General features: G+C 35.0%; 13 protein-coding genes. 1 reads left to right on the top strand and 12 read right to left on the bottom strand.

From position 1 onward, the window contains the following. Nucleotides 1–433 precede the first annotated feature (433 nt). Nucleotides 434–1,081: a VTT domain-containing protein gene (locus tag DTK66_RS04875; RefSeq protein WP_153931310.1), complete on the top strand. Its 648-nt coding sequence runs from the start codon at nt 434–436 to the stop codon at nt 1,079–1,081. Here the strand turns inward: DTK66_RS04875 and DTK66_RS04870 are convergent. The 12 genes from DTK66_RS04870 to comGA all read right to left on the bottom strand — a co-directional run bounded on the left by DTK66_RS04870 (nt 1,055) and on the right by comGA (nt 9,629). Beyond that, a complete protein-coding gene (locus DTK66_RS04870; RefSeq protein WP_153931311.1) occupies nt 1,055–1,702 on the bottom strand; it encodes a TIGR01906 family membrane protein in 648 nt (215 codons plus the stop codon). The genes DTK66_RS04875 and DTK66_RS04870 overlap by 27 nt on opposite strands. Next, complete coding sequence (locus DTK66_RS04865; protein ID WP_153931312.1) at nt 1,686–2,456, bottom strand: TIGR01457 family HAD-type hydrolase; 771 nt, start codon at nt 2,454–2,456, stop codon at nt 1,686–1,688. Before DTK66_RS04865 ends, DTK66_RS04870 begins: the two co-directional genes overlap by 17 nt. Further along, complete coding sequence (locus tag DTK66_RS04860) at nt 2,453–3,007, bottom strand: YutD family protein (protein ID WP_153931313.1); 555 nt, start codon at nt 3,005–3,007, stop codon at nt 2,453–2,455. The genes DTK66_RS04865 and DTK66_RS04860 overlap by 4 nt, the downstream gene beginning before the upstream one ends. A gap of 27 nt (nt 3,008–3,034) precedes the next feature. Beyond that, the gene (locus DTK66_RS04855) at nt 3,035–3,643 is read right to left on the bottom strand and encodes a metallophosphoesterase (protein WP_191667941.1); all 609 of its coding nucleotides are present in this window, start codon (nt 3,641–3,643) and stop codon (nt 3,035–3,037) included. 118 nt (nt 3,644–3,761) lie between these two features. After that, complete coding sequence (locus tag DTK66_RS04850) at nt 3,762–4,958, bottom strand: acetate/propionate family kinase (protein ID WP_153931315.1); 1,197 nt, start codon at nt 4,956–4,958, stop codon at nt 3,762–3,764. A 14-nt stretch (nt 4,959–4,972) separates the two neighbouring features. After that, the gene (locus DTK66_RS04845; RefSeq protein ID WP_368356242.1) at nt 4,973–5,983 is read right to left on the bottom strand and encodes a class I SAM-dependent methyltransferase; all 1,011 of its coding nucleotides are present in this window, start codon (nt 5,981–5,983) and stop codon (nt 4,973–4,975) included. Nucleotides 5,984–6,222: 239 nt separating this feature from the next. Further along, on the bottom strand, nt 6,223–6,675 hold the full coding sequence (locus tag DTK66_RS04840; protein ID WP_191667940.1) for a ComGF family competence protein: 453 nt from the start codon (nt 6,673–6,675) through the stop codon (nt 6,223–6,225). Continuing rightward, nucleotides 6,657–6,947, bottom strand: a complete 291-nt coding sequence (locus tag DTK66_RS04835) for a hypothetical protein (RefSeq protein ID WP_225208995.1) — start codon at nt 6,945–6,947, stop codon at nt 6,657–6,659. Before DTK66_RS04835 ends, DTK66_RS04840 begins: the two co-directional genes overlap by 19 nt. Beyond that, nucleotides 6,910–7,356 (bottom strand): type II secretion system protein, encoded by a 447-nt coding sequence (locus DTK66_RS04830; protein WP_191667939.1) that lies wholly within the window; start codon nt 7,354–7,356, stop codon nt 6,910–6,912. The genes DTK66_RS04835 and DTK66_RS04830 overlap by 38 nt, the downstream gene beginning before the upstream one ends. Then, a complete protein-coding gene (gene comGC, locus DTK66_RS04825; RefSeq protein ID WP_153931318.1) occupies nt 7,353–7,664 on the bottom strand; it encodes a competence type IV pilus major pilin ComGC in 312 nt (103 codons plus the stop codon). Before comGC ends, DTK66_RS04830 begins: the two co-directional genes overlap by 4 nt. Then, nucleotides 7,664–8,734, bottom strand: a complete 1,071-nt coding sequence (locus DTK66_RS04820; RefSeq protein ID WP_153931319.1) for a type II secretion system F family protein — start codon at nt 8,732–8,734, stop codon at nt 7,664–7,666. Before DTK66_RS04820 ends, comGC begins: the two co-directional genes overlap by 1 nt. After that, nucleotides 8,652–9,629: a competence type IV pilus ATPase ComGA gene (gene comGA, locus DTK66_RS04815; RefSeq protein WP_153931320.1), complete on the bottom strand. Its 978-nt coding sequence runs from the start codon at nt 9,627–9,629 to the stop codon at nt 8,652–8,654. The genes DTK66_RS04820 and comGA overlap by 83 nt, the downstream gene beginning before the upstream one ends. Nucleotides 9,630–9,693: the final 64 nt, after the last annotated feature.

Below are 9,693 nucleotides of genomic sequence, written 5' to 3'. Positions count from 1 at the left end.
CTCAATCAGCAACTTTATTAATATATCATGTCATCAATCTGATGTCAACAACTTTTTTATTTAAGTTATTAATCATCTAAGCAATATTGTAATTGCTTTGACAACGATAACTACTATACCGTGTAACACTGTACTTGTCAACATTTTCTTTAAGATTTTTTTATTTATAAAATAGCAGACGAATTTCCTATTTATATTTAATCGCTGAAGTTCGTATTTAAGCTAATAGCAATGGTCATTTCAATTATTCCAATATTAATTTATCCCATAATGACAAACAATTGTAACAAAAGTTCTTACCTAAATTTTTAAGTTATTATTTAAATAATAGTAAAATCTTATTTACAAATTTAGTCGAATGCTTCACAACGAAAATTTATCTTGATACACTTTAACAGTATTATCTTAATAATTTACTAAAAGGAGAATTAAATTGGCAACCCTTATTGATTTTATCTTGCATATTGATGTTCACCTAATTCAAATTGTTAATCAGTTTGGTGATGCAACATACTTAATATTATTTGCAATCATCTTTGTTGAAACAGGAGCAGTTATCTTACCATTTCTTCCTGGTGATTCTCTTCTGTTTGCAGCAAGTGCGCTTGCTGCTGATCCTCGTTATAACCTTAATATCTGGATCTTTATCCTCTTATTCCTTTGCGCCTGTCTAGGTGGTGACTCCCTCAATTTCTTAATTGGGCATAAAATCGGAAAGAGTTTGTCTAACCATTCCTTATTTGGAAAGCTTATTAATAAAGATAGCTTAGCACGTGCTGAGGACTTCTTTGAAAAGCACGGTGCCCCTGCTATTATCCTTGCGCGATTTATTCCAATTATTCGAACGTTTGCGCCATTTGCTGCAGCTGGTTCTGGTTTCCCTTATCAACAATTCTTCAAATATAGCATTATCGGTTGTATCACCTGGGTTTTACTTTGTTGCGGTTCTGGTTACTTTTTTGGAAACCTTCCCTTTGTCCAAGAACACTTCTCAGTAATTATTATTGGAATAATTGTCGTAACATTAATTCCTGCTGTAGTTGGAGCTATTAAATCACGATTTGTTAAAGAAAATGCTTAATGTTAACTTTATCCATCCCCATATCAACAATAAAATTACTAAGACAATGATGAACCATAAACCAAAAAGTAGTTCAAAAAAGCTTTCCGGCATTAATTGAATAACTGGATTCGTTGTGGGATTAAATACCCAGTCCATATTAGAGAAAACTAAATAATGGAATTTGATAAAACAACTATTAAAATTGGTTAACCCAACAAAGCCACCAAAAATTAACAAAATAAATAACATTTGAAACGGCAGAATTAAGCGCCAGAGCTGATTCTGTCGTTTTTGTATTTTTAATAAGTAAACTAATGACGGTCCAGTAATGAAGATTAATAGTTCATTAAGTAAGATAAGTCTTTTGACGTCCTTAAAGTGGTTAACTGCTGATCTAGTAATTGGGATATATTTTAGTTCTAATAAATGATTTCCTGGGAACTGAAGATATGTAATTATCCTTGAATAGTCACTTAGTATAGTTTGATGCGAGAGTCCTAATAAGTGCTTGGGAACTGTTACAAAAAGCGGTGATATATTTATAACAATAAAAAGAGCAATACTAATTGACGCTACTAAACTCAATAGCGTCAACAATATTGCTTTTCCTTGTTCAATTACTTCATATTTGCCATTCATCAAGACTCTCCACTGTAAATGTAGGTTGAACGGTTTCTTTTACTACTTCGGTAGGCCGTGACAATCCTGTATATACTAACAAATTATCCATTCCGACATTAATCGCAGCTTGAATATCTGTATGGTAGTTATCTCCCACCATAATTACTTTTTCCTTAGGTAAACGAACTTTTTTTAATGCCATCTTCATAATAATTGATTCGGGTTTACCAATCATTATCGGCTGTTGTTGTGTAGCATATTCAACTAATTTTATAATTGAACCAGCTCCAGGAACCATTCCTCGTTCATTCGGCAAGTTGCTATCCGCGTTAGTCCCAATAAAAATAGCACCATTCCGAATTAATAAAACAGCTTTTTCTAACTTATCATAAGTAACATCCGTATCTAGTCCTACTACTACATAAGCGGGATTATCATCAGTAAGAATAAAACCATTCTTTTGTAATGCCTGTTTTAATCCTGATTCACCGACAACATAAATTTTACTCATAGCGGGAGCAACAGATGAAAGATAATCAGCAGTAGCAAGTGCTGTTGTGTAGATATTTTTTGATGTAACGTTGATATTATGGTTATTTCTGAGATTTTCTGCAACGAATTCTGGCGTGCGTGTACTGTTATTTGTTACAAATAAAACGTTCTTTTGTCTTTCTTGAAGTCGTTTAATGAATCGGGCTGCCGCTGGAATTCGCTTTTTTCCTTTATAAGTTGTTCCATCGAGGTCAATAAAGTATCCTTGATAATCTTTCATCGTTTAGTTTCGCTCCTCTTTTTTCGTTGATGAATTACGAATTTTTGATGGTTTCCATTCTTTACCCGTTCAGCATGTTGATTATGCCGTTGACGAATACTCGGCTGATGCACTTTTCGCCGGCGTTCATGAATCACAGGGGTGCGTCGACGTGTTGATCGTTGACGGCGATTGCGTTGGCGCGGTATACAAACATCATCATTGTGAATGATGAAATACGAGCATCCAAAATTACAATATTCAAATAGATAATCTTCAATTGTACTTACACTTTGGTCGGGCTCATACAGCGGGTTACGATCATCATAAAAACCCTTTAAACGTAATTGATCATAGCCCCAATCTCCTACAATATAATCATATTTACTTAAAATGTTGCTAAATCGTTCTGCCAAGCTTTCTGGATTAAAACCATTTCGATAATTTTTAACCAGCTCATAAGGATGTCCATTTACCTTAAAATGCTTATCATCGATTTCTTCAACATGATAGATTAATGTTCGCTGCTCCTCGCGTTGATCGATATAATCTTGTATTTTTGCTCGATTCATTTATTCACTTCCTAACCGCTAATTCTTTTATTTGTGTTGTGGAAATTCTATTGCTTTTTTAGTTGCTATTTCTTCTATTTCATGAAAATTTAACGGTGCACCAAACAAGGGCTTTTTATCAAGATAATCCAATTCTGGTGCATCAATTCCAACGTTAATATTTTCCTTTATTGGCACTGAGTAATGATGAATATGCCCGTGAAGATTGATTATCTGTGGTGCAATTCCCAGCATCAATGGATAGTGAGTTAAGTAATACTGCCGGTGATTATATTTTAACAATACACCAACATCATGAAATTGAAACTTAGGTATTCCGGCAAACGTATAATTCTTACTAGCTAAATATTTAAACAGAGCTCGACTGTCATGATTTCCCTTTACTAAGTTTAAATGTCCATTTAATTGATTAAGTACTTCAAAGATAGCCTGATAAGCATCTTTTTGTGGCTTAACAAAATATAAGGCGATATCTCCTAAATGATAAACAATATCATTTTTACCAACTTTATTATTCCAATTGTTGATTATTGTCTGGTTCATCTCACTGACATTTGCAAAAGGACGTGGCGCAAAATCACTCATCCCCAGCAAACTATCATGAAAAAAATGGGTGTCAGATGTAACAAATTTCATAATAACTCCCCCTTTTCTTAATAATAGTTAATAGCCATCTTAAATTCTAAAATAAAAAGTGACCAGAGACAAATTTTATCGTCAACTAGTCACTTAATTTAATGGTTGCCATCCCTTATTAGTTATTTTTCTTTAGCCGTTCAATGTCTCGAACAATCATTAATTCTTCATTAGTTGGAATCAATAATGTCTTAATCTTAGCATCGGCGGCTGATAAGTCACGTTCAACACCATGACAATCATTCTTTTCTTGATCAATCTTGATGCCAAAATAATTCAACTTATCAGTAACCATCTTTCGAATTGGGGCACTGTTTTCACCAACACCCGCTGTGAATACAATTGCATCAGCGCCACCCATTTCGGCAATGTAAGAACCGATGTAACGAACAATACGGTTAACATAAATATCAAGGGCCAATTGAGCACGATCATTACCCTTTTCTGCTGCCGCAAGAATATCACGCATATCTGGTGAGATTCCAGAAATTCCAATTAATCCTGACTTATGATTTAAGATATCAATCATTTCATCAGAAGATAAGTTTAATTTACCTTGCATAAAGGAAATTAGTGATGGGTCAACGTCTCCTGAACGTGTTGCCATAGTAATTCCAGCAACTGGTGTGAAGCCCATTGAAGTGTCGAATGACTTACCGTTTTTCACTGCAGTAATTGAAGCACCTGCACCAATATGCATCGTGATTAATTTAAGATCTTCTAATGGCTTTCCTAACATCTCAGCAGCACGTCCAGCTACATAACGATGACTTGTACCATGCGCTCCGTACTTCCGTGCCCCATATTTTTCGTACCAATCAAAAGGTACACTATATAACGCGTTCATCTCAGGCATGTCAACATGGAAAGAAGTATCAAAGACAGCAACCGCAAAAGCGTTTGGCAAAACTTTTTGGAATGCCTTGATTCCAATTAATTCAGCAGGTTCATGAAGTGGTGCATATTCTGCTAATTCGTCAATCTTATTAATGACGTCATCATCAATGACAGTCGAATCCTTAAAAAATTCCCCACCAGCAACAATACGGTGACCAACAGCAGTGATCTCGTCATAGCTGCTAACAATTTTTAGTGCAATTAATTTATCTAGTAAGTAATTAACTGCTGCCCCATGATCTTCAAATGGCTGTTCTTCTTCATGCTTTTGTCCATCACCAAATTTGATTTTAGCATGGCCCATTTTTTCGCCGATTCGTTCAATCGTTCCTTCAGCGACCACATCTTCATTTGGCATATCAAATAATTTAAACTTTAGTGTTGAACTCCCGGCGTTAACTGCAATTGTTTTTGACATTGAAATTTTCTCCTTTAACGTAAATTCGTTGCTACCCATTGATTAATATCGTCCATAAATGAAGCAAACTTAGCCTTATCCTTGAACGAAGGGAACTCGCCTAACAATACCTTCTTTGCTTGTGTACTATTGCCCCCTTGACGTTGGAGTAACAATATAGACTTTTGCGCATTAGGGTTAGCAAAAAGTTCAGCTGGTAAATTAATAAGTCCTTGTAAATAGGCAACAGACTGAATCCATTTAACAAATGATTGTGATTCTTTTGTTTGAAATAGACTACTAGGAACTAAAAACACACCAAAAGCACCTGGCTTAAGGTAATTCATTGCCTGCTCAATCAATAAATGATGCACATATGAATGTCCCTCTTTCGCCCTAGTTTGATAGTTTTTAGCATTTTCATCTAATGGGTAATAACCGATCGGTAAATCGGAAACTGCTAGGTCACACTGTGGAATATCTAAAGCGGTAACTGCATCTTGATGATACAGTTTAACATCAAGATGCTGTAATTCGATGCTTACACTTGCAACTTGGAGCATTGCATCATCATTATCAATACCAAAACCTTTAATATCCTTATCCCCATCAGCCTTTAATTGGTTAATAACTGTAGTCAATAAGTTAGCTGTCCCAACAGCTGGATCAAAAATCGTTTCGATCTCCTTAGCCTTTGTAACTTTCTCAATCAAAAAAGCCATAATTAACCCAATAGTATCAGGGGTCATTTGATGGTTAGCCTGAATTGCATCTTTCCGAATTACTTTCAAAAAACTCAGCTGGATGATTTGCCGGATAATCTCTGACTTCATATTTTGTAAATCTAATTCTTGGTATATTGTTTGCAATTCTTTTACTGCTTTTTCATTAGGAACTCCATCGTCTACACGGACAGTATTATGATCAATAATATTTTCAGCATTCTCTAAAAATGCATCCAAATATGAGCAATTCAATGCTGCCTGCAAAATTTCAGTTGCTTTATCAAAAAGCTCAAATAATTGCTGTGGTGTTTTATGTGCCAGTGGTAGTCGCCTCCAAATAATACAATCATTACCTTACTAGTTTAACTATTCTTCATACTAAATTCAAGGCAACACTCTTATTGGTCTACCTAAGATTATTCTTTATCTTGATTAAATAAATTTGAGACAGTTCATTTTCTAATTGTCGGCTTTCGCAGTAATAACGGTACTGGTATAAAAGGACTGAGCTGATAATAAAGAGCATCGCAATGCTGGCCAACAAAACGTATCCGTCTTTTCTAATGCGTTGGTGCTGGATAAAATTTAACAATTGTATTTTCCTTTTTTCCATTTGTCCTCTCCACCTCTATTAAAACCCTTTGTGAATCCAATTGCGTAAAAGAATAGTGATGGGCTTTTATATTATCGAGCAAGGGTAAATAGCCACCGCTACGAACACATGTTAAAAATAAAGTAGTACTTCCTTTTAATTCATAATTACGGTGGGCCGTTTGACTATATAAAAATAAATGACGTTTTTGAACTTGAACCACTGCAAAACGATGGCTTGACGATTCTAACTCTTGAATAAATAAATACCAATTAATTGTTGAATCTAAATCTATGCAATTAGCCTTTTTTACACTGGTCATCGTTAAACTAATATTACTAACTACAAGCGAAGTGATTATTAGCGCACAAATTCCTTCAACCAATGTAAATGCCGCCTTTTTTAACTTATTACCTGCCATAGACGCTTACCCTTATAATAGATGATTACTCCTTGCGAACTAGCTTTGGCAATCATCCCATCCCTCGTTAAGGATACTTTTTCTCTTTTAATAGCATATAAATCGCTTACTTCTTTGCCAAGACGAATCGCAGCTAGCTTTTGCAGGCTGTTTTGATATTGATATTGTAATTGCTGTTCACAAGCAAAAAATAGGTTAACTCCTAAAGCAATAACGATCATAGCTGTTAAACCCTCAGCCATCATAAATGCTTCCTGAGTTTTTTTCTTCAATTCGATAACCTCCCCATGCTAATTGAATTTTCATCAAAAATAAATGATGGTTTATATTCGATTGGAAGACCTGTGTACGGGCCTTAGTATAACCAGTTGGTGATATTACAACTTCACCAAAAGAAACCACTCTTAGTGTAGCGGGAATAACTACTTCATTACATCCATTACTCCAGCGAAAATAAATTGTACCTCCTACCTTGTTATATCTAATTATCGTAAGTTGCTGGTCAATTTCAGCCCGTAATTGTGCTTGACGCCATTCACGACGAAACAATCGCCAAAAACGTTCTTCCATCATTATCTGTTGGCTTCTCGTAAATGGTGGAATTGTAATAGTTAAAATCAGCGCAGCTATTCCTAGAACAATTATTGTTTCAAGAAAAGTAAACCCTTTTCTCCTAATCATCGTTGGATTGCCTTTCCATCGACAATTACTATTCTTTCACGATGAGCTTGTTGAACTTGAGCTGCTGTTAAGTAATTAGCATTTTTTAATTCATCAAGTCCAACATTGTCCGTACCATTTTCATTCTCATAAGCATCAATCTGTGTTTGAATCACCGAAACCATCGCTTTGCCGTGAATGACATTAGCATGCTTGCGCTGTTGTGATAAATTTGGCAGCATTATTAGCACTAATAAGCTAATAATAAATAACACAATTGACATTTCTAATAACGTAAATCCAGATTGTTTTCTTTTTAAAACTTTCATCAATAAACTCCTTGAAATGAGTGATATATTGGCAATAAGATGCTTAAATACAGGCAAACAATTACTATTGCAATAACACTAAAAATAATCGGTTGGACATATATCAATAACCGTTCAATTGAATTTGTTAAAGTCTTAAACTGCAACTGCGCAAAGATCGTCAAATCTTGGCCTATTTTCTCAAGAGTCATCCCCTTATTCATAAATATAATTAGTTCATTAGGCAAAAAAGGATAATCAACAATAACATTAGCAAGGTTTCCTCCTTGTTGAAGAATATTGATTGCCTTTTTCCCAAAAATATATAATATTGAATCCCGATGAAACTCTTGCGTAAGCTGACAAATTTCAGCAAGTGACATCCCTTCTTTAACCATCATTCCTAAAATACTTGTCAAATAATATTGATAATAGTAGCAATAACATTTTCCAATAATTGGCATCTTACAAATCTTTATTAACTTTTGTTCTTTGGACATTTTTTGCCAATGCCACCACTGACAAAGCCCCAAAATAAAAAATAAGGCAAATAAATAACTGCCTGATAAACTTGCCCATTTTAAGAAGGCAGGAGAATTATTAGTTTCTTGCCACATCTTCAATTCAGGAAATATAAACAAGACCAAACAGCTTATTACAACAGCTAACATTATTAATAAAATTAACGGATATTGAAGCAGTCCTAATAATTTTTTTCGTTGTTTTTCTTGCGCTGTCATTAATTTTCCTACTTCTGTTAACGTTTGTGTTAGATTACCGTGCTTTTCAGCTAATAGTAACTGATAATATAAATCTGCCTTAACCTCCTTTCTTAGACTCTGCGCAAAATTAGTACCATTTTTCATCCGTTGGTCAATACAAGTAACCCATGGCAACATTTTAGGTTTCACTGTTCCAATAAAATTTAGTGCATGACGAATTGAAAAACCAACCGCCAATAAATCAGCTAACAGTAAAAATAGTGCTGCCTGTTGATGATGGCTGAGATTAGCCCTTTCTGAACTCTTCCGCAACTTCAGAGGTAATTTTTCCTTTTGCCACTGCACTTTTAAGATTTTTTGTCCATTCATCTGACATTCCTCTTTCTCCGTTATTCATAATGCTGTTTATTAAATATTCTTGATATAACAAATCACATAAAATTGCCTGCTCTCCATTTCTTAAGGGGAGTAGGCGTTGATAAGAGATTGCTGTTAACACTTGCTGAAGATAATAACGGTCCACCCCTAGTTGTCGTAAGCGGGCAATAACGCCTCCTGCATTTTGAGCATGAATTGTTCCTAAAACTAAATGTCCGCTTAAAGCTGCTTGGATAGTCATCGCTGCTGTTTGCGCATCACGAATCTCGCCCACAATAAAAATATTCGGTCGATGGCGTAATCCAACCTTCAGTAAACTCTGATAATTCATCCCTGCTAAATCATTCACTTGCAATTGAATAAAGCCCGGTTCTTCTATCTCAACAGGGTCTTCAATCGTTAGCACAACTTTATCAGGAAGCATTGCTCGCGCAAGTTGATACATTGTTGTAGTCTTCCCCGCCCCCATTGGTCCAGCAAATAAGATCAGCCCCCTTTGTTGGCAACAATTTTTTAGCACTTCCCAATGTCGGGGAACTAAAAAATTAAATTGCGTGTCAATAACTTGGTAAATAAAACGAACAACTAATGATTCTCTGCCTTGATAGTCGCCAACCGTTGATAACCTTAAATTCACTTTTCGCCCTTCGCAAACAAGGTTAAAAGCTCCTAATTGTGGGCGACGATGCTCACTAACGGCCATGTCAGCACGATATTTTAAATACGAAATAAAATGCTGTCCATATTCTTCTGATATCTTCCGTAAAATAACAATTTGTCCTTTCTTGGCCATTAATAACTGGTAACCATTCTCTCTTGGCAAGATATATAAATCACTTGCATTTTCCTTAATAACTATTGTTAACTGTTCTGCAAAACTTGTCATTTTTTAACCTCCCTATTATTTAAATACGTATAAAAAATGGAAATGCACTAAATAAATTTTAAAA

Origin of the sequence: Limosilactobacillus walteri, from assembly GCF_014830205.1 — a bacterium.
Taxonomy (GTDB): domain Bacteria; phylum Bacillota; class Bacilli; order Lactobacillales; family Lactobacillaceae; genus Limosilactobacillus; species Limosilactobacillus walteri.
The sequence above is the reverse complement of the archived record's forward strand: the minus strand, read 5'-3'. Positions and strand labels throughout refer to the sequence as shown.

What these genes read in the sequence shown, in the direction of transcription:
- DTK66_RS04870 (WP_153931311.1), bottom strand. Translation starts at nt 1,702, where the DNA reads ATGAATGGCAAATATGAAGTAATTGAACAAGGAAAAGCAATATTGTTG.
- DTK66_RS04865 (WP_153931312.1), bottom strand. Translation starts at nt 2,456, where the DNA reads ATGAAAGATTATCAAGGATACTTTATTGACCTCGATGGAACAACTTAT.
- DTK66_RS04860 (WP_153931313.1), bottom strand. Translation starts at nt 3,007, where the DNA reads ATGAATCGAGCAAAAATACAAGATTATATCGATCAACGCGAGGAGCAG.
- DTK66_RS04855 (WP_191667941.1), bottom strand. Translation starts at nt 3,643, where the DNA reads ATGAAATTTGTTACATCTGACACCCATTTTTTTCATGATAGTTTGCTG.
- DTK66_RS04850 (WP_153931315.1), bottom strand. Translation starts at nt 4,958, where the DNA reads ATGTCAAAAACAATTGCAGTTAACGCCGGGAGTTCAACACTAAAGTTT.
- DTK66_RS04840 (WP_191667940.1), bottom strand. Translation starts at nt 6,675, where the DNA reads ATGGCAGGTAATAAGTTAAAAAAGGCGGCATTTACATTGGTTGAAGGA.
- DTK66_RS04830 (WP_191667939.1), bottom strand. Translation starts at nt 7,356, where the DNA reads ATGATTAGGAGAAAAGGGTTTACTTTTCTTGAAACAATAATTGTTCTA.
- comGC (WP_153931318.1), bottom strand. Translation starts at nt 7,664, where the DNA reads ATGAAAGTTTTAAAAAGAAAACAATCTGGATTTACGTTATTAGAAATG.
- DTK66_RS04820 (WP_153931319.1), bottom strand. Translation starts at nt 8,734, where the DNA reads ATGAATGGACAAAAAATCTTAAAAGTGCAGTGGCAAAAGGAAAAATTA.
- comGA (WP_153931320.1), bottom strand. Translation starts at nt 9,629, where the DNA reads ATGACAAGTTTTGCAGAACAGTTAACAATAGTTATTAAGGAAAATGCA.